We start from the raw sequence: 25,524 nt of genomic DNA, 5'->3' as shown, positions 1-25,524 counted from the left end.
GAAGCGGGTTGACGGAAGAGGCGTCTTCAGGAGACGGGCAGATGGATGCGGAACGGCGCAGTATCGAATTCATCCCGGTCACCGAATGGTACGGGACGCCCGCGCGGCGCTCCACGATCCTGTTCAGCGTGAACATTCGGGTGACGGTGCTCGTGCCCGCGCGATCGCGCACCGTGCCGTTGGCTTCGTGCGCGAACGCGGGCAATGCTCGGTTACATGCGGGTTGCGCTCAGGCCGTTTCGGTCCGCCGCGCCGTCAGGCGATTCCACAGCATCCCGGCGCGGCTCCCGCTGCGGCAATACGCGAGCACCGGCTTCGGCAGCGCATCGACCAGCGCGCCGAACGCATCGACTTCCGCATCGCCGATCCGGTCGCGTTCGACCGGCAGATAGCGCGCGTCGAGGCCGAGTTCGCGCGCGGCGGCGGCGATTTCCTCGAATGCCGGCTGATCGGCGCTTTCGCCGTCCGGCCGGTTGCAGATCACCGCGCGAAAGCCTGCGTTGCGAATCGCCTTCAGGTCCGCCGGCGTGATCTGTCGCGATGCGGTGAACCCGGTCGCCGCCGCGTCACGGCATTGCTCGAGCGCGCACGCGAAACACGCGATCGCGAAATCGACGTCCTGCTCCGTCGTGAAGCGGCCAAAGCTGATGCGCACGGTGCGGCCCGCGGCTTCGGCGTCGAGGCCGATCGCGGTCAACACGTGGGACGGCGCGCCGCTGGTCGAGTTGCACGCGGAGGTCGACGACACGGCGAGCGAATCGCCGAGCATGAACGGGAAGAAGCCCGGCACGTTGACCGTGAGGCTCAACGTGTGCGGGATGCGGCGTGCCGCCGCCGCGTTGTGCGTGACGCCGCCGAGCGCGAGCAGCGCGTCCTTCAGGCGTGCGCTGAGCGCCGCGATCCGCACGGCTTCGCGCTCGAGTTTTTCCGCGGCCAGCTCGCAGGCGGTGCCCATGCCGACGATCTGGTGCGTCGCGAGCGTGCCCGAGCGCAGGCCGCGCTCGTGTCCGCCGCCGTGGATCTGCGGCGCGATGCGATCGGCGATCTCGCGGCGGACGAACAGCGCGCCGATGCCCTTGGGGCCATACACCTTGTGCGCGGACATCGACAGCAGATCGATGCCGAGCGCGCGCACGTCGATCGGTGTCTTGCCGAGCGCCTGCGCGGCGTCGACGTGCAGCAGCGCGCCGGCCGCATGCACGATGCGCGAGATCGCGCCGACGTCGGTCAGCGTGCCGAGTTCGTTGTTGACGAGCATCAGCGACACCAGGCCCGTGTCGGGGCCGATCGCCGCGGCCACGGCGTCGACGGTGATTTCGCCGTCGGCGGTGGGCGACAGGTAGGTCGCGGTCATGCCGCGCTTCGACAGGTTCGCCATCGTGTCGAGGATGGCCTTGTGTTCGATGCGGCTCGTGATCAGGTGGCGCTTGTCGGTCGCGGTCTCCGCATAGCCTTTCAGCGCGAGGTTGTTCGATTCGGTGGCGCCCGACGTCCAGACGATCTCGTCGGCATCCGCGCCGATCAGCGCGGCGACCTGCGCGCGTGCGTGCTCGACCTTTTCCTTCGCCAGCCGGCCGGCAGCGTGTGAACTCGACGCGGGATTGCCGAAGATGCCGTCGGCGCCCAGGCAGGCCGTCATCGCTTCGATCACGCGGGGATCCGCGGGGGTGGTGGCCGCGTAGTCGAGGTAGTGCAGCGGGGTGGTATCGCTCATGTCCTTCTCTGGCTCTTTCTTTTCGTAACGGGAGAAATGATACGAGGAGGAGCGGGGAAAAAGGATCCAAAATGGGTTGGCGCTTCGCTGATGCGTGGAAAAATATTCCATCGACGTTGATTTAAGTGGAATCGTATCCTGTTGTCTCCTGGTGGCACCCGGCAACGATCGGCCGATGTCCATGAGGGATTCCCCCGGTGACGCACGCATTCGCGCTGTTTCGTCCGTGCCGCTGCGCGCTCCGCGCTGCCCGCTGACGCCTCCCGCACCGATGCCCCGATTATTTGCGTTTCGCGAATGGCGCGTTCGCCGGATGTTCCATACCCGATTTGCGTGCGCGCACCTATCGTTCGGGCGTCGGCTGATTGAATTCGACGCCTGCAACCGGAAAGGCGGCCGCCACTTCCTCGCGACTCACGTCGCATCGCACACACAAGACAACGGACCTGGCTCATGCGCGGACGCCCCCGGCGCGTGCAGGCGGACCGGTCCACGGAGACGGACATGAAAGCAAACGAGTGGGATACCTCCTATGAGTGGAAGGCGGTGACGCTGCTGGCGCTCGGTTTCGGGTTGGTCGGCCTCGACCGCTGGCTCATCGCGCCGCTGTTCCCTTCGATCATGAAGGACCTGCACCTGACCGCGCAGGACGTCGGCAACTGCATCGGCGTGCTCGGCCTGTCGTGGGGCATCTTCGCGGCGCTGATGGGCGGCATTTCCGACAAGATCGGCCGCCGCAAGGTCCTGATCCCGGCGATCATCGCGTTCTCGCTGCTGTCGGGCTTCTCGGGGCTCGCGGGCGGGCTGCTCGGGCTGATCGCGATTCGCGCTCTGATGGGCGTCGCCGAAGGCTCGTTCTGCCCGACCAGTTTCGCGGCCACCGCCGACGCGTCGCATCCGCGGCGGCGCGGCCTGAACCTCGGGCTGCAGCAAAGCGGCTTCGCGCTGTTCGGGCTCGCGCTGTCGCCGATCATCGCGACGCAGCTGCTCAACGTCGTGTCGTGGCGCTGGGTGTTCGCGCTCGTGGCGATTCCCGGGCTGATCCTCGGCGCGATCATGTTCGTCGTGATCCGCGAACCGAAGCGCGCGAGGGAGGTGGTGTCGGAACACGCGCCGGCGTCGCTCGGCCATGTGCTGAAGAGCCGCAACATCCTCGTCGCGATGGGCGCGCTGTGTTGTGCGATGACCGGCGTGTTCGTGCTCGGCGCGCTACTGCCGCTGTACCTGACGGATTACCTTGGGCTCGGCACGCAGAAGATGGGCCTCGTGGTGTCGGCGATCGGCTTCGGCGGCTTTCTCGGGCAGTTCGGGCTGCCGGGCCTGTCCGACCTCGTGGGCCGCCGCCTCGCGAGCATCGTCGGTTTCGCCGGCACGGCGGTGATGCTCTACGTGTTCCGCGGGCTGGGTCCGCAGCCGCTCGTGCTGTTCGCGGTGCTGTTCGTCGCATCGTTCTTCACGCTCGGTCTGGTGTCGCTGCTGTCGGGCCCCGTGGCGACCGAAGCCGCGCCCGTCGGCCTCGTTTCGACGTCGATCGGCGTGGTGGTCGGTTGCGGCGAGATCTTCGGCGGCGGCATCGCACCGGCGATGGGCGGCTACGTTGCCGCACACTTCGGAATCCAGAACATTCTGTGGCTGCCGATGGGGGCAGTGCTGCTCGGCATCGTGGTCAGCTTGCTGCTGCGGGAAACCGCGCCGGCCGTGCTGCAGCGTCGCGTGGGCTTGCAGCCGGAGCTGTCGGCAGGCAAGCAGCCGTAACGTACCCTCGGTCATACTCGTGCCAGGCTGTCGGCGGGATTGACACCCGCCAGGTGACAGTGTGACGCGTTCGGCATGACCCAACCGGCCGGCAGGTGCGGTTAGACTGCCGGTTTCGCTTTCGGAAAGGGCGCGGTATGGACCGGTTTCTGAGCATCGAGGCATTCGTCAGGGTTGCGGAGGCGAGCAGTTTTGCGGAAGCGGCGCGACAGCTTGGGGTCACCAGTTCGGTCGTGACGAACCGCATCCAGCAGCTGGAGAAGTTCGTCAACGCGCCGCTGTTCCATCGCAGCACGCGCCACGTGCGCCTGTCCGAAGTCGGCGAGACCTTCTACCGCGAATGCGCCGAGGTGGTCGGGCGCGTCAACGAGCTGACCGACCAGATGCGCGAACTGCGCGCGACGCCGACCGGGCGGCTGCGGATCCAGATGCTGCCCGGTTTCGCGCTCGATCACTTCGGCGTGCCGCTCGCCGAATTCAATCGCCGCTACCCAGGCATTCAGCTCGACATCATCGTCAATGACCGTGTCGTGGACCCTGTCGAAGAAGGGTTCGACATCGCGTTCCAGATCTTCCCGCCGATATCCGAATCGCTGATCGAGCGGCGCCTGTTCGTGGTGCGACGCCTTTTCTGCGCGTCGCCGGCCTACCTCGAAGCGCATGGTGCGCCACAACATCCACGCGAATTGCTGCAGCACACCACGGCGCTGTATTCCGGCTATCCGTCGCGCAACCGCTGGACCCTGACGCGCGGCGACGAGGTCGTCGAGATGGAGTTGCCCGGCATGATCCGCTCGAACTCCGTGCACCTGCTGCGCGAGTATGCGCTGACGGGCGGCGGTGTCGTCTGCCTGCCCACGCTGGTTGCGAGCGACGCGCTCGTTGCGGGCCGGCTGGTGCCCATCCTCACCGATTTCCAGATCGCGCCGCTGAGCTTTGCCGCCGTCTATCCTGCAACGCAGCGACAGGCGTTGAAGGTGAAGGCGCTGGTCGAATTCCTCGTCGAATACATCGGCGACGAGTCGCCGTGGGACCGTCCACTGCTGGAGCGCGGCTGGGTTCGCTGAACGAAGCGATTATTCGCGAATCGCAAATGCCGTAGTCGCGCTCCGTTGCCTTGTTGAGGGGCGCCCTTGCCCCTAGAGTTGAATCCAACAAGCGGTTCAACTCAGGAGACAGCAATGACCGACGCGGCATTCCATACCGTCTTTGGCTCGCTCGACAGCCATACCAAGGGCGAGATCGAAATCACCAGCGGCAGCGCAAAACACTACGCCTTCTCGAACGTATTCGAGATCGCATCGAAGTCGGCTCCCTACGAAAAGGTCGTCGCCGGCAAGAACCTCGAATACGTGATCGAAGTGCTGCGGACCGACGGCCAGTCGCCATGGTTCGCGTGCGCGCACGACGAGTTCGCGATCCAGATGGATGGCGAAGTCCGCATCGAATTCATCAAGCTCGACAACCCGCCGACCACCGGCCGCGGCACCGTGAGCGCCGGCACGCAGCCGGCGGGCCGCGAGATGGGCTACGTCGTCCTGCGCAAGGGGCATCAGGCACTGCTGCCGGCCGGCTGCGCGTATCGCTTCGCCGCCGGCAAGCCGGGCGTCGCGCTCGTGCAGACCGTGCTCGGCGAGCTGTCCGTCGAGAAGTGGGCCGACATCTGCCTGCGCTGATCCATCCGACTGCCCCGTTCAAACATTCCAGGAGACACGTTATGGCCACCCTCGAGACCCTCGATCTTTCCGCTGGCTTTGCCGCCGATCTGGTGCAGGCCACGGAAGCCGATGCCGTCACCGGTTACCGCCGCTTCCGGCTCGGCGAGTTCGCGTTCCAGCGCGACGAATACTTCGTGAAAATCAGCTGGCCTGCGAAAGGCCGCACGCGCACGCATGCGATGCCCGCGGACGCGTTCCTGCGCGCGATGATGCGTGACGTCGCATGGGGTTTCTTCTACGGCTGGGTGAACTTCGATCACGTGTTCGGCACGCGCAATCACTACGGCAAGGTCGACGTCTATGCGGGCACGTTCAACGGGATCCTGAAGGAAGCCGGCGTCGACTACACCGAGACGTTCGAAACACCGACGATCATGGCGACCTTCAAGGCCATGCTGCACGACTGGACCAACGAAGGCTTCGATCCGTTCGCCGCACCCGAGGAAACCGGCACGGCATTCGGCCGCAAGCACGGCGAAAACGGCGCGGCGATCGAACGCACGCGCATCGCGACGCGCCGCATGCCGGGCCTCGAAGGCGACTCGCCGCTGCGCGACGATCTGCCGGTCAACCGCGCGTTCCTCGACGTCGGCCAGGACGAACCTGAAGTGCACGTGAAGCCGGGCTTCGAAGGCGAACTGCACGCGTTCAACCTGTTCAAGTACCTGTCGCGTTCGGACGTGACGTGGAATCCGTCGGTCACGTCCGTGTGCGGGCGCAGCCTGTTCTGCCCGACCACCGAGGAATTCATCCTGCCGGTGTTCCACGGCAACGACCGCGTCGAATGGTTCCTTCAGTTGTCCGACGAAATCGTATGGGACATCGGCGACAAGAACACCGGTGCGCCGCGCGCGCGCATCACGATGCGGGCCGGCGACATCTGCGCGATGCCCGCCGACATCCGCCACCAGGGCTATTCGACGAAGCGCTCGATGCTGCTGGTCTGGGAAAACGCGACGCCGGACCTGCCGCAGCGATACGAGAGCGGCGAGCTGGCGCCGTATCCGATCGAGTTTTAAGCCGCACTTCAGCAAAAAATCGAGGACGATTCATGCAAACCCAACTTTTCATCGACGGGCGCTTCGTTGACGCCGTCGAGCGCGGCACGATCGACGTGCTCAATCCGCACGACGGCTCGCTGATCACGAAGATCGCCGCCGCCACCGCGGCGGACGTGGATCTGGCGGTCGAAGCCGCGACCCGCGCGTTCCCGGCGTGGTCGGCCATGGCGGCGGCCGAGCGCGGCCGATTGCTGCTGCGCCTCGCCGACGCGATCGAAGCCAGCGCCGAGGAACTCGCACAACTGGAATCGCTGGACACCGGCCACCCGATCCGCGATTCGCGCGCGCTCGACGTGCCGCGCACGGCAGCATGCTTCCGCTACTTCGGCGGCATGGCCGACAAGCTGCAGGGCTCGGTGATTCCCGTCGAAACCGGCTTCCTGAACTATGTGCAGCGCGCGCCGATCGGCGTCGTCGGCCAGATCGTGCCGTGGAATTTCCCGCTGATGTTCACGAGCTGGAAGATGGGGCCGGCGCTGGCGGCAGGCAACACGGTCGTGCTCAAGCCGTCGGAGATCACGCCGCTGTCGACGCTGCGCATCGTCGAACTGATGGCCGAGGTCGGGTTCCCCGCAGGTGTCGTCAATATCGTCCCCGGCTACGGTCATACGGCAGGCCAGCGGCTCGCCGAGCACCCCGGGGTCGGGAAGATCGCGTTCACCGGTTCGACGGCAACGGGCCGCCGGATCGTCGAGGCCTCGCAGGGCAACCTGAAGCGCGTGCAGCTGGAACTGGGCGGCAAGGGCGCGAACATCGTCTTCGACGATGCGAACCTCGATGCCGCCATCAACGGCGCCGCGTGGGCGATCTTCCACAATCAGGGGCAGGCGTGCATCGCGGGTTCGCGCCTCGTGTTGCATGAGCGCATCGCCGACGAATTCCTCGAGCGCTTCGTGTCGCTGGCTTCGTCGATCCGCGTCGGCAACCCGCTGGACCCGGACACCGAGATGGGCCCGCTGACGTCGAAGCAGCACCTCGATCGCGTGCTGTCGTTCGTCGACGTCGCGCGCGAGCAGGGCGGCCGCGTGCTCGCGGGCGGCAGTGCGCCGCAGGATGCCGCACTCGCCAACGGCTATTACGTGCGCCCGACCGTCATCGAAGCGAAGCATGCGACCGATCGCGTCGCGCAGGAGGAAGTGTTCGGCCCGTTCGTCACCGTGCTGCGCTTCGGCAGCGACGAGGAAGCGCTGTCGATCGCCAACGCGACCGAATACGGGCTCGGCAGCGGCCTGTGGACCAACGATCTTTCCCGCGCACACAAGATGGCGTCGCAGATCGACGCGGGCATGTGCTGGATCAACTGCTACAAGCGCGTCAATCCGGGCAGCCCGTTCGGCGGTGTCGGCAAGTCGGGCTACGGCCGCGAGATGGGCTTCGAGGCGATGCACGACTACACGGAAGCGCGCTCGGTGTGGGTCAACGTCGACGGCAAGGTGCCGCCGCACTTCAAGCGTTGAGGCCGGGATGGAGCGCTTCGTCTATCAGGGAACGCCGTCCCGCGTCGTGTTCGAATGGGGTGCGCTCGAACGGTTGCCGGACGAGTTGTCCGCGCTCGGCGCGCAGCGGGCGCTGATTCTGTCGACGCCGGAACAGCAGCCGCTCGCCGAACGGGTCAGGGGCGTGCTCGGCGAGCGCGCGGCCGGCGTATGCGCGCAGGCCGTGATGCACGTGCCGGTCGAAGTCGCGCGTGCCGCACGCGAGATGGCCGCCGAACTCGGCGCGGACTGCTGCATCGCGATTGGCGGCGGCTCGACGATCGGGCTCGGCAAGGCGATCGCGCTCGAGTCGTCGCTGCCGATCCTCGCCGTGCCGACGACTTACGCGGGCTCGGAGATGACGCCGATCTTCGGGCTCACGGAAGGCCGGCTGAAGCGCACCGGGCGCGATCCGCGCGTGCTGCCGCGGACGGTGCTCTATGACCCGTCCCTGACGCTGTCGCTGCCGCCGGGGATTTCGGCGGCGTCGGGCGTCAATGCGATGGCGCACGCGGTCGAAGCGCTCTACGCGGAAGATGCGAACCCGGTGATCAGCCTGATGGCCGAGGAGTCGATTCGTGCGCTCGGCGAGGCACTGCCCGCGATCGTTCGCGCGCCCGACGACCGCGAGATGCGCAGCCGCGCGTTGTATGGCGCATGGCTCGCCGGCACGTGTCTCGGCGCGGTCGGCATGGCGTTGCACCACAAGCTGTGTCATACGCTCGGCGGCACCTTCAACCTGCCGCATGCGCAGACGCACGCCGCGATGTTGCCGCATACCGCCCACTACAACCATGCCGCGGCGCCCGACGCGCTGCGCCGTGTCGCGCGGGCGCTGGGCGGCACCGACGCGGCCGACGCCGGCCCGCTGTTGTTCCGGTTGAATCGGCAACTGGGCCTGTCGGCTGCGCTTGCCGACATCGGGATGCCGGAAGCGGGCCTCGACGAAGCCGCCGACCTCGCCTGCCGGAATCCGTATGCGAACCCGCGGCCGATCGAACGTGCGCCGATTCGCGAATTGCTTCAGCATGCGTGGGAAGGGCGCGAGCCGCATTGAGCGGCCGGCTGCATCACAGGAGACGAACGTGACGAATGAGCATCATGATGACGGCGATACGCGGCTGACCGAGCAGGTCGTCGCCAGCTTCGACGGTACGCCGAACCCGCGCTTGCGCGTGCTGATGCAGAGCCTCGTGCGGCATCTGCATGCGTTCGTGCGCGAGACGGAGCTGACCGAGGACGAGTGGATGGCCGCGATTCGCTTCCTGACCGAAACCGGGCAGATGTGCGACGACGTCGTGCGCCAGGAATTCATCCTGCTGTCGGACACGCTGGGCGTGTCGATGCTGGTCGATGCGATCAATCATCGCTTCGCCACCGGCGCGACGGAAACGACCGTATTCGGCCCGTTCTACATCGAAGGCATGCCCGAGCGCGCGTATGGCGAGAACATGGCATTCACGCCCGGCACGCCCGTCGTCGTGCATGGCCGCGTGCTCGACACCGACGGCGCGCCGGTGCGCGACGCCGTGCTCGACGTGTGGCAGACCGCGGAGAACGGCATGTATTCCGGGCAGGACAAGGCGCAGCCGCACGGCAATCTGCGCGGCCGCTACCGGACCGATGCAGAAGGCCGTTATGCGATCACGACGATTCTGCCGGTCAGCTACCCGATTCCGACCGACGGCCCGGTCGGGAAGATGCTCGATGCCACCGGCCGTCATCCGTGGCGGCCCGCGCATCTGCACTTCATGATCGACGCGCCGGGCTACCGCAAGCTCGTCACGCATCTGTTCGACGAGGAGGACGCGTATCTGAACTCGGATGCCGTCTTCGGCGTGAAGCCGTCGCTGATGGTTGCCTATCGTCCGCGTGCGGCGGGCGATGAACTCGCGCGCCGTGTCGGAGTGAGCGGCGCATACCGCGAAGCGACGTATGACTTCGTGCTCGACCGGAGCTGACCAATATGGCGCGATTCTTTGCAGTGTTTGCAACGGACCAGCCCGGGATGCGCGACGTGCGCGACCGCGTGCGGTCCACGCATCGGACCTATCTTCGCGCCGCCGCGCAGCACGGTGTGTATGTGCGGCTCGGCGGGCCGACGCTCGATCCGCAGGGCGATGCGATGAACGGCACGCTGCTCGTCGTCGAGGCGGACGACATCGATGCGGTGATGCAGTTCGTCGGCAACGATCCGTACGTGAAAGAAGGGCTGTTCTCGCGGGTGGAGGTTCGACCGTGGGACTGGAGCCTTGGCAATCCCGAGCGGAGAGCGTGAGTCATGGGTGCCGCGCAACTCTGCCGCTTCTCCGATGTGCCGGATGGCGGGGCACGGGTCGTCGACGAAGCGTGCATCGGGCGTCCTGTCATCGTCGTGCGGCGTGGAGAGCAGGTGTGGGCTTACGTGAATCGTTGCCCGCATTTCTCGGTTCCGCTCGACTTCGTGCCGGGCAACGTTTCCTGTTACCGATCCCAGGTGCTGATGTGTGCGCATCACAGCGCGCTGTTCAGGTTCGACGATGGCGTGTGCATCGACGGACCGTGTTCGGGTGCCGGGCTGGAAGCCGTGGCTGTCGAGGTGGATTCGGCGGCGTGGGTGATCTGTCGGAGCGCTTGATCCGGAAGGTCGGATTGCCCAGCGGAAATCGGGCCGTGCGGTAATCGCATCACGCGGGATGAAATGGGGAATGAGCGGGACTTCATTCGTTCAATTCAATCAGTAAAGCTAATCGAATACCAGTTTTCCGACCTGGATGAATGCGAAGCCGGGCCGGGGAAGTCGTTGTTTCACGAAGCATCGGGCGAGTACCCGCGAGACAGTGGGCGACCGGTTCGCATTGACAGAAAAAAGACGGAGACACAATGAAACTGAGGTTTGGAGCAGTTGCGATGCTTGTCATCGCGCAGGGTGCATACGCGCAGAGCAGCGTGACCATGTTCGGTCTGATCGACAGCGGCATCTCGTATGTCAGCAACGAGGCTGGTGGAAAGAACGTCAAGTTCGACGACGGCATCTTCACGCCGAACCTGTTCGGCTTGCGCGGCACGGAAGATATCGGTGGCGGATATCACGCGACGTTCGCGCTCGTGAACCAGTTCTCGATGGCGAACGGCAGCATCGTCGGGACCGGACTCTTCGGGCGCAACGCATACGTGGGCATCGAGAGCGACCGGTTCGGCGGCGTCAGGCTGGGGAATCAGTACGACTTCATGGTGGATTCCCTGTTTGCGAAGGGGAACGCGATCTCGATGGATCTTACGGGGCTGTACGGGTTCAGGAATGGCCCGTTCCAGCGTCTCGCGCTGCCGGGCAATCCGACCGGCGCATTCGACTGGGACCGCACGGCGGGCAGCAAGCCGGTCGCGAATTCGGTCAAATACAGCTCGCCGACGATTGCCGGGTTTTCCGGGGGCGTGATGTATGCGTTTGGCGGTGTGGCCGGTTCCGTCGGCGCGGACAATACCGTGAGTGCCGGGCTGAACTACGAAGCCGGGGCGTTCGGTGTCGGTGCGGCCTATACGAACGAGAAGTATGGTCCGGCGCCGGGCACACCGTCGACCAGTGTGCGCAACTGGGGCGTCGGGATGCACTATGACTTCGGCGCGGTCACCGCGAAGGCGCTGCTGACCACCGTACGCAATTCGTTCAACGACGCAGGCGTGTGGATGGCCGAAGCGGGTGGGGTGTGGCGCATCCGGCCGGATGTCTTTCTCGGCGCGAAGTACATGTACATGAAGGGCAACGAAGCTGTGAACGACAACCACGCGCATCAGGTCAGCGTCGCGCTTCAATACCTGTTGACGAAACGGACGATGGTTTACGTGTCCGCGGATTATCAGCGCGCGAACAGCGGGGCGAACGCGCAGATCAACGGTGTGCTCGATCCGAACGGAGCGTCGAGTTCAGCGAGTCAGGCCGTGGCGCGCGTCGGGGTGCATACGATGTTTTGACGGGTTGCGGGGCGGAACACGCATCGAGGTCCGCCCCGCACCGGACTATCTCGCAGCGGACGCCGCCTCCTTGGCCTTGTCCTGCTCCGCCGCGAGTGCCGCATCTGCCGCCTGCGCGCGCTGGATGGCCGGGCGAGCCAGCACGCGATCGATATAGGCGCGAATGCGCGGCGTCTCGGGCACCAGCTTGAACATCGTGGTCCAGTTCAGCGCGGAGCCCCACAGCACATCTGCCGCCGTGAAGCGCTCGCCCAGCAGCCAGGGCCCCTGTGCCAGTTGCGCATCGATCGCGTTGATGACGGCATCGAAGTCGCCGTAGGGTGACGTCGAGTAAGCCGCGGGCGGACGATTCATCGAGCGGTCGACGATGGCCGGCTCGAAGCACGAGCCATAGAACGTCATCCAGCGCAGGTACGGGCCGCGCAGTGAATCGCCCGGCGCCGGCGACAGGCCGGCTTCCGGATACAGTTCCGCCGCGTACATGTAGACAGCGGCCTGCTCGGTCACGATCACGTCGCCGTGACGCAGTGCGGGCACCTTGCCCATCGGGTTGATGCGGAGGTATTCGGCGTCGTGATGTTTGCCTGCGGAGAGGTCGAACGCGTGCAGTTCGTAGTCGGCGCTCAGTTCCTCGAGCAGCATCCGCGCGCCGGCCGATCGGCTGCGCGGCGAGTGGTACAGGGTCAGGTGACGGTCTTGCGGCATCGCGGGCTCCGGTGTGCGTTCGGGACAAGTATTCCAATGTAGGACGGCCGCGCGGCTTCGTCTTGGAAAAATCCGCTGTGGCGGTGCATCATCACGCCGTCACCTCAACGGTTCGTCACCATGGCCGACTTGCGTAACGTGACCGAGACGCCCAAAGGCGTCGTCGGCCCGAAAGCCTTCAATCAGCGCTTCCGGCTGAATCGCTATTACCCGTGTGCCGAACTGGCCGGGGTGCTGGATCACCACTGGATCGTCGAATGGGATCTGCGCGACCAGCCGCCGTATGTGCAGCGCACGCTGCCGTATCCGTGCGTCAATCTGGTGTTCGACCGGCGGCAGACGGGGATCTTCGGTGTGGTGTCGGGGGCGTTCGAGACGACGCTGGCCGGCGCCGGGAGGGTGATGGGCTTGCGGTTTCGGCCGGGGGCGTTCCGGGCGTTCTTCGGCAAGCCCGTGCATTTGTCGACAGACAAGGTGCTTCCCGTGTCGACGCTGCTCGATTGTGGCGATGCGCAATCCGAAGACGCCGTGCTCGGTGCCGAGGCGGATGCCGGGATGGTGGCCGCCGCGGAGGCGTTGCTGTTGCGGGTGCTGCCGCCGGCCGATCCGCAGGTCGAGCGCGCGGGGTTGAGCGAGCGCACGCTGCAGCAACTGTTTTCCAACTATGTGGGCGTGTCGCCGAAGTGGGTGATTTGTCGTTATCGCCTGCATGAGGCTGCGGACAAACTCGCCGGCGGCGAGCCGGTCGATCTCGCGGAACTGGCTCAGGCGTTGGGGTATTTCGACCAGGCGCATTTCACGCGCGATTTTCGGAAAATGGTGGGGAAGGCGCCGGCGGAGTATCGGCGGGGGGATGGGCGGGGGTGAGGGGCAGGCTCTTGATCGGCGACCGTACCATGGGTAACTTCAAACGGTGGGTGCGTTGCCGGTCAATCCACCCTATAGTGCTCGTCGTTGACCGATCTGCGAGAAAATCAGGAGTTCGCCGTGCTTCACATCAAATCCGAGTTGCGTCGTTCGAACTTCGCGTGGGTCGTCGCCTTGGCGATGATGCTGGCGCCAGTGGCGGCGCATGCGGAGGCGGAGGCTGTCGACGGCACGGCGCGCATCGCGCCCGTTGCCGATCACGAGACCTCGCCCAGCCGGTCGATTGTCGGCGACGATCCGGTGGCCATCCGGGATGCGCTGAAGAAGCAGCACTTCAGCGCCGCCGCGCCGTCCTTGAGTGCACGGGTTCGCGGCCTGGTCTCCAGCGCCACCGATCGGCATGGCCCGAACCCCGACCTTGCAGCCGTCGATCTCGATCGTGACGTGACGTTCGTGGTGCCGGTGCGGTACGGGCTGAGGTACCGGTCGCAGCAGCACCTGCTGACGCTGGACGTCGACCTGTTCGACGCGGAGCGCGACGACCGGACGAGCATCCTGCTCAGAAAGGTCACGACGGGGCCGCGAGGACGAGGGCTCGTGATTGCACCCGAAGCGAAGGCAAAAGGATATATCCAGCAGGTCGACATCATCGAACTCGAGTCCGGGCAAGGGAAAAAGACCACGGTTCGCAGCCGCATGCGGCTTTCGCCCGCCGTGTACGCCCAAGCGCATGGCGACTTCGCGCTCGTGTTTTCCGGGCGCCTGGTTCGGCCTTACCTGACCGAACAAGTCGAACATGCCGAACCGAGCATCGAGGAGCCCACCGACATTACGACCCGGATCTCCACGTTGCACATGGATCTCCAGTCCATCCGGCTGGTGAGCCCGTCGAGCGGTGTCGTGCTGTCGAAGAAGCTGAGTTTGTCGAAGTAGCGATTTTCTTGTGCGAGGCGATGATTCCGATGGGGCGCCGGCGTGGCCGTGGCGGAAAATCCGCACGGCTACCCTCACTCCACCGTCACCGACTTGGCAAGATTCCTCGGCTTATCGATATCCGTCCCCCGCGCCAACGCCGCGTGATAAGCCAGCAACTGCATCGGCACCGTATGCAGAATTGGCGAAAGCGGCCCGTAGTACTCGTTAAGCCGAATCACCTCGATCCCCTCACTCGGCACCAACCCGCAGTCCACATCCGCGAACACGAAAAGCCTGCCGTTGCGCGCGCTGACCTCGTGCATGTTCGACCTGAGCTTTTCCAGGAGCACGTCATTCGGCGCCACGGCAATGACCGGCATTTCGTTACTGACCAACGCCAGCGGCCCATGCTTCAACTCCCCTGCGGGATAAGCCTCCGCGTGGATATACGAAATCTCCTTCATCTTCAGCGCGCCTTCGAGCGCGATCGGATAGTGCATCCCGCGTCCGAGAAACAGCATGTTGTCGCGTCGTGCGAGCAGCTCCGACCAGCCCATGATCTGCGGCTCCAGCGCGAGCACCTTCGACATCGCATCGGGCAGATGCCGCAGCGCACGCAGATGCGCCTTCTCCTCGTCATCGCTCAACCGCCCGCGCACCTGCGCCAGTGACAAAGTCAGCAAGAACAGCGCCACGAGCTGCGTCGTAAAAGCCTTTGTCGAAGCCACCCCGATCTCGATCCCCGCACGCGTGACGAACTGCAGCACGCATTCGCGCATCAGCGCACTCGTCGCGACGTTGCAGATCGCGAGCGTATGCGTCATCCCGCGCTGCTTCGCGACATGCACGGCGCCGAGCACGTCGGCCGTCTCGCCGCTCTGCGACACCGCGACGACCAGCGTGCGCGGATTCGGTACGCTGTCGCGATAGCGAAACTCGCTCGCGATCTCGACGCTCGCCGGCAGCTTCGCGATGCTCTCGATCCAGTATTTCGCGGTCAGCGCCGCGTGATAACTGCCGCCGCACGCGAGCAGCAACACCGAGTCGATGTCGTTGAACACGCGCCACGCGCCGTCGCCGAACAGCTCGGGCATGATCGACCCGACATCGAGCAACGTATCGGCCACCGCCTGCGGCTGCTCGAAGATTTCCTTCTGCATGTAGTAGCGATACGAGCCGAGGTCCGCCGCGCCGCTGTGCGTGGCCACCCGCTGCACCGCGCGCTCGACGCGCTGGCCGGCCGCATCGACGATCCAGTAGCGATGCAGCTGAATATCGGCGACATCGCCATTCTCGAGGTAAGCGATGCGATCGGTGATGCCCGACAACGCGATCGCATCCGACGCCAGGAAATTCTCGCCATCGCCGACACCGACGACGAGCGGCATCCCGTCGCGCGCACCGACGATCCGGTGCGGTTCGTCGCGGCACATCACCGCGATCGCGTAGCTGCCGCGCAGCCGCGCGACCGCGCGGCGCACCGCGTCGAACAGGTCGCCGTCGTACAGGTGGTCGATCAGGTGCGCGATCGCTTCGCTGTCGGTCTGGCTCGCGAACACGTAACCGTGCGTCTGCAATTCCGCGCGCAGTTGATCGCAGTTCTCGATGATGCCGTTGTGCGACAGCGCGATGCGCGCGTTGTCGTCGCTCGGCGAGAAGTGCGGATGCGCGTTGAGCGTGACGGGCGCGCCATGCGTTGCCCAGCGCGTATGCGCGATGCCGGTGTAGCCGGACAGCGCGTGCGCGGCGATCTCGCGCTGCAGGTTGGCGACGCGGTCGACGCTGCGCGCCCGTGCCAGCGCACGGTCGCGATAGACCACGACGCCGCACGAGTCGTAGCCGCGGTATTCGAGCCGCTTCAGCCCGTCGACGAGGTTCGGCAGGATGTCCCGCTGGGCCACCGCCCCGACAATTCCACACATATCGCGCTCCGTAAATGTCCTGTCTGGACCCGTGACAGCGATGGTAGAAGCAGTCGAGTGGAATTAAATTTCAAAATACACAAGAAGATGAAGCATACGAGACGTCGGCTATCATGTTGAAATTAAATTTCACGAACCTGACCGGAAGGAGCCACCGATGACTGGCATCACGCTCGACGATCTCGACCTGCGCATTCTCGCGATCCTGCAGGACGACGCATCGGTGTCGAACCTGCAACTCGCCGAGCGCGCGCTGTCGTCGCCGCCGACGTGCATGCGCCGCGTGCGGCGGCTGACGGAAGCGGGCGTGATCCGCCGCCAGGTCGCGGTGCTCGACCCGGTCGCGATCGGCACGGCCGTCACGGCGTTGATCGAGATCAGCCTCGACCGGCAGACGGCGGAAGACTACGACGCGTTCGAGGCCTACGTGTGCGCGGAGCCGGCGGTCACGCAGTGCTATCGCGTGTCGCCGGGGCCGGATTTCGTGGTGGTGGCCGATCTGGCCGACGTCGCCGAATACGACGCGTTCGCGCGGCGGCTGTTCACCGGCGCATCGAACGTCCGCAACGTGCGGACGTTCTTCTCGACGCATCGCGCGAAGTTCGAGGCGAACGCGCGGGTCACGCATGCGATGCGCAAGCGCGGCGACGCCTAGACCGCACGACACACGTCGAACGGCACGCGCGCGGCGTCAGAACGCGAACGTCTGCTGCATCGGATGGCGCTCGCCGCGCGCGAACCCGGCGCCTTCGAGCGACAACAACGCGCGTTTGCGATCGATGCCGCCTGCATAACCGGTCAGGCTGCCCGACGCGCCGATCACGCGATGGCACGGCACCATGATCGATACCGGGTTGCGGCCGACCGCGCCGCCGACGGCGCGCGCGGCACTCATCGGCAGCCCGACGCGTTCGGTGATGTCGCCGTACGACACGAGCTTGCCGAACGGAATCGCGAGCAGTTCCTTCCACACGCTGCGCTGAAACGCGGTGCCGCGCAGATGAATGGGCACCGAGAAGGTTTCGCGCGTGCCGGCGAAATATTCGGCGACTTCTTCGGCAACCTTGCGCGCGAGCGGCGACGCGTTGCGTACGTCCGCATCCGGTGCGATCCCGAGCGACGGATAGTATTTCTGGCCGACGAAGAAGAGGCCCGTCAGGGCATCGTCTTCGATACGGATGGCGATGTCGCCCAGCGGGCTCGGAATCAGATGAGCGGGAGTCATCGCGAAGCTTCTCCATGAAGGCGCCACACATGCAGTGCGGCATACGCGCGCCATGGCGCCCAGCGCACCGCTTGCGGCGCCGATGATGCGATGCTGCGCGGACGCTCGGTGGCGGCGGCGCGCGATGCAAGCCACGCGTCGTCTGCGGGGAACGCGTTCGGCCAGGCCATCGCACGCATCGCGACATACTGCACCGCGCGTTCGTCGAAGCCGGGCAGCGCGCGCAACGCAGCGAGCGTCGCATCGAGCGGCGCCATCGGTTCGAGCGCGAGCGTGCCGTCGGCGACTGCATGTGCCAGCGACACGATCGCCCGCGCCGCATCACGCGCCGCGCCGATTGCTTCGAGCGCCGCCGGCGGCACCCTCGCCAGCGTCGCGACGGAAGGCAACGCATGCGTGAGCCCCGGCGGTGCGTGGTCCACCGGCGTGCCGAAGCGTTCGGCCACACGCGCCAGCACGGCGCCTGCCTGCATCGCAGCCAATCGTTCGCCCGCGATCGCACGAATCGCGATCTCGAGCCCGTCGAACGCGCCGGGCACGCGCAAGCCGGGCGAGCCGTCCGCGAGTTCGCCCAGATGCGCGTCGATCACGTCGGGGCGGCTGTCTAGATCGAACAGCCGCCGCACGCGCGCGAGCACGGCCGGGACGACGGGCGTCAGCGCGGGCGACACGGTCACCGCGAGCGCGAACCGCTGCGGCACGTGCGTGACGGACAGCCAGCCCGTCACCGGAGCGTCGCCGTGCCCGTTCGGCAGGGCGACGACGCGTGCATAGCCGTGCGCATCGATACGCTCGACGCCGTCGAGTTGCCGCTGCGCGAGGAAGCGCATCAATTCGGCCCAAGCGAACGGCGGCCGGTACGGTAGCGGGAAGGTCATGTCGCCGCTGGCGGATGCGCCGGCGCCCTTGCGCAGGCGCAGCGGATTGAGACCGTAGCGCTGGCGGAACAAATCGTTGAAGCGTCGTACGCTGCCGAACCCGGCAGTCGAAGCAACCACGGCCACCGGCAGCGCGGTGTCGGTCAGGAGGCGCTTGGCCATCAGCAGACGGTGCGTCTGCGCGAATTCGACCGGCGACACGCCGAACTGCGCGGCGAAGATTCGGCGCAGATGGCGCTCGGTCACGCCGACTCGCCGCGCGAGCGCATCGACGGAATGCGCGTTCAGGAAACCGTCCTCGATCAGCGAGGCGGCTGCGTCGGCGAGATTGCCGGACAGGTCGAGCAGCCCGTGGCCCGGTGCGAGCTCGGGGCGGCACCGCATGCACGGCCGAAAGCCGGCTTTTTCCGCGGCGGCGGCGGTCGGGTAATAACTGCAGTTCCGCGCCTTCGGTGGTTTCACCGGGCAAACGGGGCGGCAATACACGCCCGTCGTCGACACACCGACGAAGAACCAGCCGTCGAAGCGGCGGTTCCGCGAAAGCAGGGCGTCGTAGCAGGTGTCTGGATCGAGGTGCATGAGACGACTGTAAACCATCCGTGCTGCCGATTCCGGCTGGAATCGGACATGTGTATCGACGCGCCGGCTCGCGTCATGGCCCCCTTTCGCACACGGGAAAATCCTCAAAAAACGGTTAATGCCACTTTGCGAAACAGTCGTCTTTTTTGCGCGGCCGGATTTGAGATGACTCATCGAAATCCCCGACTGACACGGTACCGGGCCAAGCCCTATCCTTTGAAAAACGTTTTCCAGAACTCGACGGACGAGCGGCCGTGCCACGCAAGGGGCGGGCCGCCAGTCCGCTCCGGCGCCCGTCGCCGGTCACGGACAGACAACATCCAGCGGCGCGACGGGCGCGGCCGCGCATCGGAGACACTCATGCAATCTGCCGTCGTCGGCGCGGTGCGCGCGGCCGCCAGCCGCTACCGCTGGACCGTCTGTGCGCTGCTGTTCTTCGCGACCGTCATCAACTACATGGATCGACAGATCCTCGGCCTGCTCGCGCCGATGCTTCAGCACGACATCGGCTGGAGCCAGGTGCAGTACGGCCGCATCGTGATGGCGTTTTCCGCGTTCTATGCGATCGGCCTGCTCGGCTTCGGGCGCATCGTCGACTGGCTCGGCACGCGCATCTCGTATGCGGTCGCGATGCTGGTGTGGAGCATCGCGGCGATGCTGCACGCGGCGGTCGGTTCGGTGATGGGCTTCGCGGCCGTGCGCGCGCTGCTCGGGATCGGCGAGGGCGGCAACTTCCCGGCCGCGATCAAGACGACGGCCGAATGGTTTCCGCGTCGCGAGCGCGCGCTTGCCACCGGTATCTTCAACTCGGGCGCGAACATCGGCGCGGTGTTCGCGCCGGCGATCATCCCGGCGATCGCGGTGGCTTACGGATGGCGCGCGGCATTCGTGATCATCGGCGCGATCGGCATCGTGTGGCTCGCGGTCTGGCTGGTGATGTATCGCACGGCCGACACGCGCGCGCTCGCCGCGGAATACGACGAGCCGCGCGACGAAGCCGAAGCGCTCGACGCGGCGAACGCGAATGCCGGTGCGCCGCGCTGGGGCGAACTGATCCGCAAGCGCGAGACGTGGGCGTTCCTGATCGGCAAGTTCCTGACCGACCCCGTGTGGTGGTTCTACCTGTTCTGGCTGCCGAAGTGGCTCAACGAGTCGCGCGGGATGGACATGCAGCATATCGGCCTGCCGCTCGTGTGCATCTATGCGCTGACGACGGTCGGCAGCATCGGCGGTGGCTGGCTGTCGTCGATGCTGTTGCGCGCGGGCTGGAGCGTGAACGGCGCGCGCAAGACGGCGATGCTGATCTGCGCCTGCTGCGTGCTGCCGATCGCGTTCGTGTCGCAGGTGCAGAGCCTGTGGGGCGCGGTGCTGATCGTCGGCCTCGCGGCCGCCGCGCACCAGGGCTGGTCGGCGAACCTGTTCACGACGGCGTCCGACCTGTTCCCGCGCCGCGCGGTCGCGTCGGTTGTCGGCATCGGCGGGATGGCCGGTTCGATCGGCGGCGTGCTGTTCTCGGAAGTGATCGGCCAGGTGCTGCAACGCACGGGCCACTACTGGGTGCTGTTCGCGATCGGCGCGCTGGCCTACCTGCTCGCGCTGGCGGTCATGCACGTGCTCACGCCGAAGATGAAGCCAGCGAAGCTCGACGCTTGATCGCGTGCCGGCAAACGAACGCGCCGCCCGGAGGCGGCGCGTTTTTATTTGCGATGCACAGCGGCGCAGTGACGACGAAGCGGGGGCAGGCCGTGGACGCGACTGCGCAATTCAACTGGCCGCGGCCGTCGATGCACGCATGATCAGTCGCGGCTCGAACGTCGAATAGCTGGCGTCGGTGCGCCCGGCGAGCGCGTCGATCAGTTTCTGCATCGCGAGCTCGCCCATGTTCTCGCTCTGGATGTCGATGGTGGTGAGCGCGGGTGCCGCGTATTCGCCGTACGGCACGTTGTCGACGCCGGCGACGGACACGTCCTGCGGCAGCCGGAACCCGAGCGACGCGGCTTCCTTCATGAAGCCGAGTGCGATCAGGTCGTTGTAGCAGATCACGGCTTGCGGACGGTTCGGGCCGAGCATCACGCGCGAGCATGCGCGCTCGCCGGCTTCGGCGGTCGGCGCATGCGCATCGTGCACGTCGAGCGTGAGCCCCGCTTCGGCGAGACAGTCGCGCGCGCCCTGGATCCGTTCGTCGTTGACGCGCGCGGGGCCGAAACCGAGGTACGCGATGCGCGTATGGCCGAGATTGAGCAGGTGGCGCGCGAGCATGTAGGTCGCGAGCCGGTTGTCGATGCCGACGCTCGGAATCGGCAGGCCGGGGCTGCGCCTGAGCAGCACGAGCGGCTTGTGCAGGTCGAGCATCCAGCCGGCCTGGTCGTCGGGCATCCGCGTGCTGACGATCAGCCCGTCGACGCGCTGCGCGAGCGCCTCGATCAGCGAGCGTTCGCGCGCCTGGTTCTCTTCGGTATCGACGAGCAGCAGCGTGTAGTCGTGCTGGAGCGCGACGCGGTTCGCGCCCTTGACGACGTTCGTGAAGTGCGGGTTGCTGATGTCGAGGATCACGAGGCCGATGGTGCGCGTGCGCCCGGTGATCATCGAGCGCGCGAGCGGGTTCGAACGGTAGCCGAGCCGCTCGATCGCTTCCTTGAGCCGCGCTTCGACGGTTGGCGAAAAGCGTTGCGTGCCGTTTACGTACTTGGATACCGTCGCGACCGACACACCGGCTTCCGCCGCCACGTCGCGGATCGTCGGGGAAACTTTTTTCATCGGAAGGGTAACGTTTTCGTTCGATTGCACCGGATTGTGGCAGAAAAAGCCGGCGTCCGGCCACCGACCGATATCGGGAAAGTGCGGATGGCTGCGGGCAGATTCGACCATTGACGTTCGGCTTTTGTCCCGCGTATAGTTGGAAAACGTTTTCCGATTCCGTCGGGTTCGGACGACGTCCAGGACACTTCAGAACAGATTCAAGGAGATTCGATGAACGCCACATCCACCGGCGCACGCAAGCCGTTCGGGCGCCTGCTGCTGACCGGCGCGGCCGGCAACCTTGGCCGTCAGGTGCGCGGCGCGCTGGCGAGCTGGGCCGACATCGTGCGCGTGAGCGACATCGCCGCGCTGGACGATGCGGCCCCGCACGAGGAAATCCGGGTCGTCGATCTGGCGGACCGGCCGGCGGTGATGGCGCTCGTCGACGGTGTCGACGCGATCGTCCACCTCGGCGGCATTTCGGTCGACGCGCCGTTCGACGATCTCGTCGATGCGAACATCACCGGCACGTACAACCTGTACGAAGCCGCACGCAAGCATGGCGTGAAGCGCGTCGTGTTCGCGAGCTCGAACCATGCGATCGGTTTTCATCCGGTCACGGAAGTGCTCGACGCCGATTCGCCGCTGCGCCCCGACAGCCTGTATGGCGTGACGAAGTGCTTCGGCGAATCGCTGTCGCGTTACTACTTCGATCGCTTCGGGATCGAGACGGTGTGCCTGCGGATCGGTTCGTCGTTCGAAGTGCCGAAGAATCCGCGCATGCTCGTGACGTTCCTCAGCTATCGCGACTTCATCGAGCTGGTGCGCTGTTCGCTGCTGACGAACCGCGTCGGCCATGCGATCGTGTACGGCGCGTCGGACAACCCGGTGAAGTGGTGGGACAACACGAAGGCGGGCTTCCTCGGCTTCCGCCCGCGCGACAGCTCCGAGCAGTTCGCCGGGTTGTTCCCGGTGGCGGCGCCGACCGCCGACTACGACGATCCCGCGCAGCGGTTCCAGGGCGGCGGGTTCGTCGTGGGCGAGCCGATGGAGCGCAACGCGAAGTAAGCATCGCAGGCGCCGCCGGCGTCGCGGATCAGCGCAGGATGTCCGTCGCCTTGTGCCGTTCGTCCACGCCGTCGATCAGGATCAACGGGCCGCTCGCGTGCCGCGCGCGCAGCGGCTGGATCCGCCGGTAAGCATCCGATTCGTACCACGTGCGCGCTGTATCGAGATCGGGAAACGCGATCGCGATCAGGTCGCCGCGCCACACGCCTTCGCGCACGTCGGGCCGCGCGCCGTGAATCACGAAATGACCGTCGAACGGCGCGAGCGTGCCGTCGATGCGTTCGAGGTATTCGACGATGTCGTCGCACATTTCAACGTCGTGCAGGTGGGCGATGGCGTAGGCGGTCATGGCGGGCTCCGTGGCGTCGACGCGATGCGTCGATCGGTGAAGCCATGATCGGCGCGCGGGCGGCGCGCGTCGATTACCTGCGACGTAAGCACATCCATGTGGCCGTGCGCGATGCCGGCCGCGCGTGGGCGCGCATACTGGGTGCCGCGTGTCGCGTGTCGCGTGCGGCACGTCACGGACATCGGGCGCGCGACGCACTCACGCGTGCTTGCGGATCGGCCGCGGGTGCGGCACAGGTTCCGGCTCCGACTCGGCGGCTTCCTTGCACAGCTTGTCGAGCATGCGTTGCGCGGCGCCCGCGCAATCCTCGCCGGCGGGCTTGTTCGCGATCTCGTCGATCAGCGCCTGCAGGTTGCGCCGGTTCTGCGCGAGCCGCTGTTCGAGCAGCGCGATTTCGTCGACCTTGTTCCGCAACGCCTGCAGCAGTTCGTCGCGCGGCCACGCGCCGAGATTGGGCGGCAGCACCGCGCGGATCTCGTCGAGCGCGAAGCCCGCGCGCTGCGCGCGGTCGATGATCGCGAGCCGCGTCAGCGCTTCCGGCCCGTATTCCCGATAGCCGTTCGCCTGCCGGCGCGCCGGTTCGAGCAAGCCGCTCGCTTCGTAGAACCGGATGCGCGATGCCGCGATGCCGCTGGTTCGCGCCAGTTCGCCGATCTTCATCTTTGTGCTCCAGGGGGGCTTGACCTTGAAGCTGACTTTAAAGTTATGGTTGGGCATCGTCAATCGAGGATGTTCACCATGAACCTGTTTGCGCCCCTCACACTGCCCAATGGCGCGGTGATCCCGAACCGGCTCGCCAAGGCCGCGATGGAAGAGAACATGGCCGATGCGGACCACGCGCCGTCCGACGCGTTGCTGCGCCTGTACCAGGCGTGGGCGGACGGCCGGGCGGGCCTGATCCTGACCGGCAACGTGATGGTGGACGGCCGCGCGATGACGGGGCCGAACGGCGTCGTGCTCGACAGCGACGCGCATCTCGACCGCTTTCGGCGGTGGGCGCAGGTCGCGCGCTCCGGCGGTGCGCACGTGTGGATGCAGATCAACCATCCGGGGCGCCAGATGCAGGCGGCGCTCGGCCAGACGACGCTCGCGCCGTCGGCCGTGCCGCTCGCGCTCGGCGCGCTGTCGAAGCAGTTCCCGGTGCCGAAGGAGATGACGGAAGCCGACATCGTCGATGTGCGGCAGCGCTTCGTGCGCGCCGCGCAGCTCGCCGAGCAAAGCGGCTTCACCGGCGTGCAGATCCACGCGGCGCACGGTTATCTGCTGAGCCAGTTCCTGTCGCCGCTGACGAACCGCCGGCAGGACGCGTGGGGCGGCAGCATCGAGCACCGCGCGCGGCTGCTGCTCGACATCGTGCGCGACGTGCGCGCGACGGTGTCGCCGGCGTTCGTCGTGTCGGTCAAGCTGAATTCGGCCGACTTCCAGCGCGGCGGCTTCAGCGCGGACGATGCGAAGCGCGTCGTCGAACTGTTGAATCCGCTCGGCGTCGATCTCGTCGAGCTGTCGGGCGGCAGCTACGAAGTGCCGGCGATGCAGGGCGAGGCGCGCGACGGGCGCACGCTGGCCCGCGAAGCGTATTTCCTCGAATTCGCACGGGACATCACGGCCGTCGCGGCCATGCCGCTGATGGTCACGGGCGGAATCCGGCGCCGCGCGGTGGCCGAGCAGGTGGTCGCCAGCGGCGTGGCGATGGTCGGCATCGCGACCGCGCTGTCGATCGAGCCGAACCTGCCGCGCGACTGGCAGGCCGGCAAGGACAGCGCGCCGGCGCTGCAGCCGATCCGCTGGAAGAACAAGGCACTGGGTGCGCTGGCGAACATGGCCGTCGTGAAGTTCCAGCTCGCGCGGTTGAGTGTGGGGCGGCGCACGCACCCGGGCGTGTCGCCGCTGCGCGCGCTGGTGTCGCAGCAACTCGCCGCGCAGTGCCAGACGCGGCGTTACCGCAAATGGATGGCCGGGCGGGCGGCGCGCTAGCCGCGAAGGCGCCGCGTTGGGCTGCCCGATGCCCGCTCACACCGGATACGCATCGTCGACCTTCAGGTTCGCGAGCCGGAACAGCGTGCGCAGCGTCTGCGGATGAATGTCGCGGTGCGCGGCGAGCGACGTCAGCATGAAGTCGAGGACCTTCGCGTAGCGCAGCAGCACGAGGCAGCGCGCGAGATCCGCGTTGCCGCCGCGCATGCCTTCGGCGAAGTGGACCATCTGGGTCGACAGCGTGCGTGCCATCTCGAGTTCCATCTGCTGTTTTTCCGTCCACTCGGGCTGCGGCTGGTCGAGCAGTTTCGCGAGAAAGATCTGGAACGACGTATCGGATGAGTTGGGCAGCGCATCCATGAAGAGCCTCGTAACTTGCGTGGATCGTTCGGGCGTGTCCGATGGAGGGTCCCGATCCGGGTTCATGTCCGCGCCGATCGGCGGCGCGATTGTCATCCGACGGGAATGCACGTTCCGTACCAGCCCCGCGATCCAAGTGTTGAGCAATGTTGACGCCGGGCGTGGCAGCGGTCGTCGCGTCCCGCCGATACTGGCTTGCACGAAAAATCGAGAAGGGAATCCATACGCTGCGCGCGAGCGCGAGCGGCAGCGCGACAGGGGCCGGATGA

At 66.3% G+C, this 25,524-nt stretch carries 25 protein-coding genes; 16 read left to right on the top strand and 9 right to left on the bottom strand.

The window, feature by feature from the left end; genetic code table 11:
- Positions 1-229: 229 nt before the first annotated feature.
- Positions 230-1,714 carry an aminotransferase class V-fold PLP-dependent enzyme gene (locus WS66_RS11250; protein WP_059601007.1) on the bottom strand — a complete coding sequence of 495 codons (1,485 nt, stop codon included), beginning with the start codon at positions 1,712-1,714 and terminating at the stop codon, positions 230-232.
- 504 nt (positions 1,715-2,218) lie between these two features.
- On the opposite strand from WS66_RS11250, the gene WS66_RS11240 reads away from it, so the two are divergent.
- From WS66_RS11240 to WS66_RS11195, 10 genes are all read left to right on the top strand, one after another.
- Positions 2,219-3,469 carry an MFS transporter gene (locus WS66_RS11240; protein WP_059601797.1) on the top strand — a complete coding sequence of 417 codons (1,251 nt, stop codon included), beginning with the start codon at positions 2,219-2,221 and terminating at the stop codon, positions 3,467-3,469.
- Positions 3,470-3,606: 137 nt separating this feature from the next.
- Entirely contained in the window at positions 3,607-4,536 is a 930-nt protein-coding gene (locus WS66_RS11235; protein WP_059601009.1) for a LysR family transcriptional regulator, read from the top strand.
- Positions 4,537-4,650: 114 nt separating this feature from the next.
- Positions 4,651-5,145, top strand: coding sequence for a hypothetical protein (locus tag WS66_RS11230; RefSeq protein WP_059601011.1), 495 nt, complete (start codon positions 4,651-4,653; stop codon positions 5,143-5,145).
- Between the two features lie 41 nt (positions 5,146-5,186).
- Complete coding sequence (locus WS66_RS11225) at positions 5,187-6,206, top strand: hypothetical protein (RefSeq protein ID WP_059601013.1); 1,020 nt, start codon at positions 5,187-5,189, stop codon at positions 6,204-6,206.
- Between the two features lie 32 nt (positions 6,207-6,238).
- Complete coding sequence (locus WS66_RS11220; RefSeq protein ID WP_059601015.1) at positions 6,239-7,705, top strand: aldehyde dehydrogenase family protein; 1,467 nt, start codon at positions 6,239-6,241, stop codon at positions 7,703-7,705.
- A 7-nt stretch (positions 7,706-7,712) separates the two neighbouring features.
- Positions 7,713-8,780 (top strand): maleylacetate reductase, encoded by a 1,068-nt coding sequence (locus tag WS66_RS11215; protein WP_059601017.1) that lies wholly within the window; start codon positions 7,713-7,715, stop codon positions 8,778-8,780.
- A 28-nt stretch (positions 8,781-8,808) separates the two neighbouring features.
- Positions 8,809-9,684, top strand: a complete 876-nt coding sequence (locus WS66_RS11210; protein WP_059601799.1) for an intradiol ring-cleavage dioxygenase — start codon at positions 8,809-8,811, stop codon at positions 9,682-9,684.
- 5 nt (positions 9,685-9,689) lie between these two features.
- Positions 9,690-10,001 (top strand): YciI family protein, encoded by a 312-nt coding sequence (locus WS66_RS11205; protein ID WP_059601019.1) that lies wholly within the window; start codon positions 9,690-9,692, stop codon positions 9,999-10,001.
- Positions 10,002-10,004: 3 nt separating this feature from the next.
- Entirely contained in the window at positions 10,005-10,340 is a 336-nt protein-coding gene (locus tag WS66_RS11200) for a Rieske (2Fe-2S) protein (protein WP_059601022.1), read from the top strand.
- 245 nt (positions 10,341-10,585) lie between these two features.
- Positions 10,586-11,674 carry a porin gene (locus WS66_RS11195; protein ID WP_059601025.1) on the top strand — a complete coding sequence of 363 codons (1,089 nt, stop codon included), beginning with the start codon at positions 10,586-10,588 and terminating at the stop codon, positions 11,672-11,674.
- Between the two features lie 45 nt (positions 11,675-11,719).
- On the opposite strand, the gene WS66_RS11190 is transcribed toward WS66_RS11195, so the two are convergent.
- Positions 11,720-12,379, bottom strand: coding sequence for a glutathione S-transferase family protein (locus WS66_RS11190; protein ID WP_059601027.1), 660 nt, complete (start codon positions 12,377-12,379; stop codon positions 11,720-11,722).
- A gap of 120 nt (positions 12,380-12,499) precedes the next feature.
- On the opposite strand from WS66_RS11190, the gene WS66_RS11185 reads away from it, so the two are divergent.
- Together WS66_RS11185 and WS66_RS11180 are read left to right on the top strand one after the other, a co-directional pair.
- On the top strand, positions 12,500-13,246 hold the full coding sequence (locus WS66_RS11185; protein WP_059601029.1) for an AraC family transcriptional regulator: 747 nt from the start codon (positions 12,500-12,502) through the stop codon (positions 13,244-13,246).
- Positions 13,247-13,366: 120 nt separating this feature from the next.
- The gene (locus tag WS66_RS11180; protein WP_059601801.1) at positions 13,367-14,179 is read left to right on the top strand and encodes a hypothetical protein; all 813 of its coding nucleotides are present in this window, start codon (positions 13,367-13,369) and stop codon (positions 14,177-14,179) included.
- A gap of 74 nt (positions 14,180-14,253) precedes the next feature.
- On the opposite strand, the gene glmS is transcribed toward WS66_RS11180, so the two are convergent.
- Positions 14,254-16,083 (bottom strand): glutamine--fructose-6-phosphate transaminase (isomerizing), encoded by a 1,830-nt coding sequence (gene glmS, locus WS66_RS11175; protein WP_059601031.1) that lies wholly within the window; start codon positions 16,081-16,083, stop codon positions 14,254-14,256.
- A gap of 157 nt (positions 16,084-16,240) precedes the next feature.
- Between glmS and WS66_RS11170 the strand changes: the two genes are divergently transcribed.
- Positions 16,241-16,738 (top strand): Lrp/AsnC family transcriptional regulator, encoded by a 498-nt coding sequence (locus WS66_RS11170; protein WP_059601033.1) that lies wholly within the window; start codon positions 16,241-16,243, stop codon positions 16,736-16,738.
- Between the two features lie 36 nt (positions 16,739-16,774).
- On the opposite strand, the gene WS66_RS11165 is transcribed toward WS66_RS11170, so the two are convergent.
- Both WS66_RS11165 and WS66_RS11160 read right to left on the bottom strand, forming a co-directional pair.
- On the bottom strand, positions 16,775-17,308 hold the full coding sequence (locus tag WS66_RS11165; protein ID WP_059601035.1) for a methylated-DNA--[protein]-cysteine S-methyltransferase: 534 nt from the start codon (positions 17,306-17,308) through the stop codon (positions 16,775-16,777).
- Positions 17,305-18,783 (bottom strand): DNA-3-methyladenine glycosylase 2 family protein, encoded by a 1,479-nt coding sequence (locus WS66_RS11160; RefSeq protein ID WP_059601037.1) that lies wholly within the window; start codon positions 18,781-18,783, stop codon positions 17,305-17,307. Before WS66_RS11160 ends, WS66_RS11165 begins: the two co-directional genes overlap by 4 nt.
- Positions 18,784-19,125: 342 nt before the next feature.
- Here WS66_RS11160 and WS66_RS11155 point away from each other — a divergent pair, with 342 nt between their 5' ends.
- The gene (locus WS66_RS11155; RefSeq protein WP_059601039.1) at positions 19,126-20,418 is read left to right on the top strand and encodes an MFS transporter; all 1,293 of its coding nucleotides are present in this window, start codon (positions 19,126-19,128) and stop codon (positions 20,416-20,418) included.
- A 111-nt stretch (positions 20,419-20,529) separates the two neighbouring features.
- Here the strand turns inward: WS66_RS11155 and WS66_RS11150 are convergent, their stop codons facing one another.
- Positions 20,530-21,633: a LacI family DNA-binding transcriptional regulator gene (locus tag WS66_RS11150; RefSeq protein WP_059601041.1), complete on the bottom strand. Its 1,104-nt coding sequence runs from the start codon at positions 21,631-21,633 to the stop codon at positions 20,530-20,532.
- A 102-nt stretch (positions 21,634-21,735) separates the two neighbouring features.
- On the opposite strand from WS66_RS11150, the gene WS66_RS11145 reads away from it, so the two are divergent.
- Positions 21,736-22,572: an NAD-dependent epimerase/dehydratase family protein gene (locus WS66_RS11145; protein ID WP_059601044.1), complete on the top strand. Its 837-nt coding sequence runs from the start codon at positions 21,736-21,738 to the stop codon at positions 22,570-22,572.
- Between the two features lie 28 nt (positions 22,573-22,600).
- Here the strand turns inward: WS66_RS11145 and WS66_RS11140 are convergent, their stop codons facing one another.
- Together WS66_RS11140 and WS66_RS11130 are read right to left on the bottom strand one after the other, a co-directional pair.
- Positions 22,601-22,921, bottom strand: coding sequence for a DUF1330 domain-containing protein (locus WS66_RS11140; protein ID WP_059532307.1), 321 nt, complete (start codon positions 22,919-22,921; stop codon positions 22,601-22,603).
- Between the two features lie 198 nt (positions 22,922-23,119).
- Positions 23,120-23,581 (bottom strand): MerR family transcriptional regulator, encoded by a 462-nt coding sequence (locus WS66_RS11130; protein WP_059601048.1) that lies wholly within the window; start codon positions 23,579-23,581, stop codon positions 23,120-23,122.
- A 78-nt stretch (positions 23,582-23,659) separates the two neighbouring features.
- On the opposite strand from WS66_RS11130, the gene WS66_RS11125 reads away from it, so the two are divergent.
- Entirely contained in the window at positions 23,660-24,895 is a 1,236-nt protein-coding gene (locus WS66_RS11125) for an NADH:flavin oxidoreductase/NADH oxidase family protein (protein ID WP_059601803.1), read from the top strand.
- 36 nt (positions 24,896-24,931) lie between these two features.
- Here WS66_RS11125 and WS66_RS11120 read toward each other — a convergent pair whose 3' ends face one another.
- Positions 24,932-25,255 carry a hypothetical protein gene (locus WS66_RS11120; protein ID WP_059601050.1) on the bottom strand — a complete coding sequence of 108 codons (324 nt, stop codon included), beginning with the start codon at positions 25,253-25,255 and terminating at the stop codon, positions 24,932-24,934.
- Between the last annotated feature and the right edge of the window lie 269 nt (positions 25,256-25,524).

Source organism: Burkholderia sp. LA-2-3-30-S1-D2 (assembly GCF_001523915.2).
Taxonomy (GTDB): domain Bacteria; phylum Pseudomonadota; class Gammaproteobacteria; order Burkholderiales; family Burkholderiaceae; genus Burkholderia; species Burkholderia diffusa.
The sequence above is the reverse complement of the archived record's forward strand: the minus strand, read 5'-3'. Positions and strand labels throughout refer to the sequence as shown.

Bases quoted from the DNA above. Each gene is read 5' to 3' on its own strand.
- WS66_RS11250 (WP_059601007.1), bottom strand. From the start codon at position 1,714: ATGAGCGATACCACCCCGCTGCACTACCTCGACTACGCGGCCACCACC.
- WS66_RS11240 (WP_059601797.1), top strand. From the start codon at position 2,219: ATGAAAGCAAACGAGTGGGATACCTCCTATGAGTGGAAGGCGGTGACG.
- WS66_RS11235 (WP_059601009.1), top strand. From the start codon at position 3,607: ATGGACCGGTTTCTGAGCATCGAGGCATTCGTCAGGGTTGCGGAGGCG.
- WS66_RS11230 (WP_059601011.1), top strand. From the start codon at position 4,651: ATGACCGACGCGGCATTCCATACCGTCTTTGGCTCGCTCGACAGCCAT.
- WS66_RS11225 (WP_059601013.1), top strand. From the start codon at position 5,187: ATGGCCACCCTCGAGACCCTCGATCTTTCCGCTGGCTTTGCCGCCGAT.
- WS66_RS11220 (WP_059601015.1), top strand. From the start codon at position 6,239: ATGCAAACCCAACTTTTCATCGACGGGCGCTTCGTTGACGCCGTCGAG.
- WS66_RS11215 (WP_059601017.1), top strand. From the start codon at position 7,713: ATGGAGCGCTTCGTCTATCAGGGAACGCCGTCCCGCGTCGTGTTCGAA.
- WS66_RS11205 (WP_059601019.1), top strand. From the start codon at position 9,690: ATGGCGCGATTCTTTGCAGTGTTTGCAACGGACCAGCCCGGGATGCGC.
- WS66_RS11200 (WP_059601022.1), top strand. From the start codon at position 10,005: ATGGGTGCCGCGCAACTCTGCCGCTTCTCCGATGTGCCGGATGGCGGG.
- WS66_RS11195 (WP_059601025.1), top strand. From the start codon at position 10,586: ATGAAACTGAGGTTTGGAGCAGTTGCGATGCTTGTCATCGCGCAGGGT.
- WS66_RS11190 (WP_059601027.1), bottom strand. From the start codon at position 12,379: ATGCCGCAAGACCGTCACCTGACCCTGTACCACTCGCCGCGCAGCCGA.
- WS66_RS11185 (WP_059601029.1), top strand. From the start codon at position 12,500: ATGGCCGACTTGCGTAACGTGACCGAGACGCCCAAAGGCGTCGTCGGC.
- glmS (WP_059601031.1), bottom strand. From the start codon at position 16,083: ATGTGTGGAATTGTCGGGGCGGTGGCCCAGCGGGACATCCTGCCGAAC.
- WS66_RS11170 (WP_059601033.1), top strand. From the start codon at position 16,241: ATGACTGGCATCACGCTCGACGATCTCGACCTGCGCATTCTCGCGATC.
- WS66_RS11165 (WP_059601035.1), bottom strand. From the start codon at position 17,308: ATGACTCCCGCTCATCTGATTCCGAGCCCGCTGGGCGACATCGCCATC.
- WS66_RS11160 (WP_059601037.1), bottom strand. From the start codon at position 18,783: ATGGTTTACAGTCGTCTCATGCACCTCGATCCAGACACCTGCTACGAC.
- WS66_RS11155 (WP_059601039.1), top strand. From the start codon at position 19,126: ATGCAATCTGCCGTCGTCGGCGCGGTGCGCGCGGCCGCCAGCCGCTAC.
- WS66_RS11150 (WP_059601041.1), bottom strand. From the start codon at position 21,633: ATGGTCGAATCTGCCCGCAGCCATCCGCACTTTCCCGATATCGGTCGG.
- WS66_RS11145 (WP_059601044.1), top strand. From the start codon at position 21,736: ATGAACGCCACATCCACCGGCGCACGCAAGCCGTTCGGGCGCCTGCTG.
- WS66_RS11140 (WP_059532307.1), bottom strand. From the start codon at position 22,921: ATGACCGCCTACGCCATCGCCCACCTGCACGACGTTGAAATGTGCGAC.
- WS66_RS11130 (WP_059601048.1), bottom strand. From the start codon at position 23,581: ATGAAGATCGGCGAACTGGCGCGAACCAGCGGCATCGCGGCATCGCGC.
- WS66_RS11125 (WP_059601803.1), top strand. From the start codon at position 23,660: ATGAACCTGTTTGCGCCCCTCACACTGCCCAATGGCGCGGTGATCCCG.
- WS66_RS11120 (WP_059601050.1), bottom strand. From the start codon at position 25,255: ATGGATGCGCTGCCCAACTCATCCGATACGTCGTTCCAGATCTTTCTC.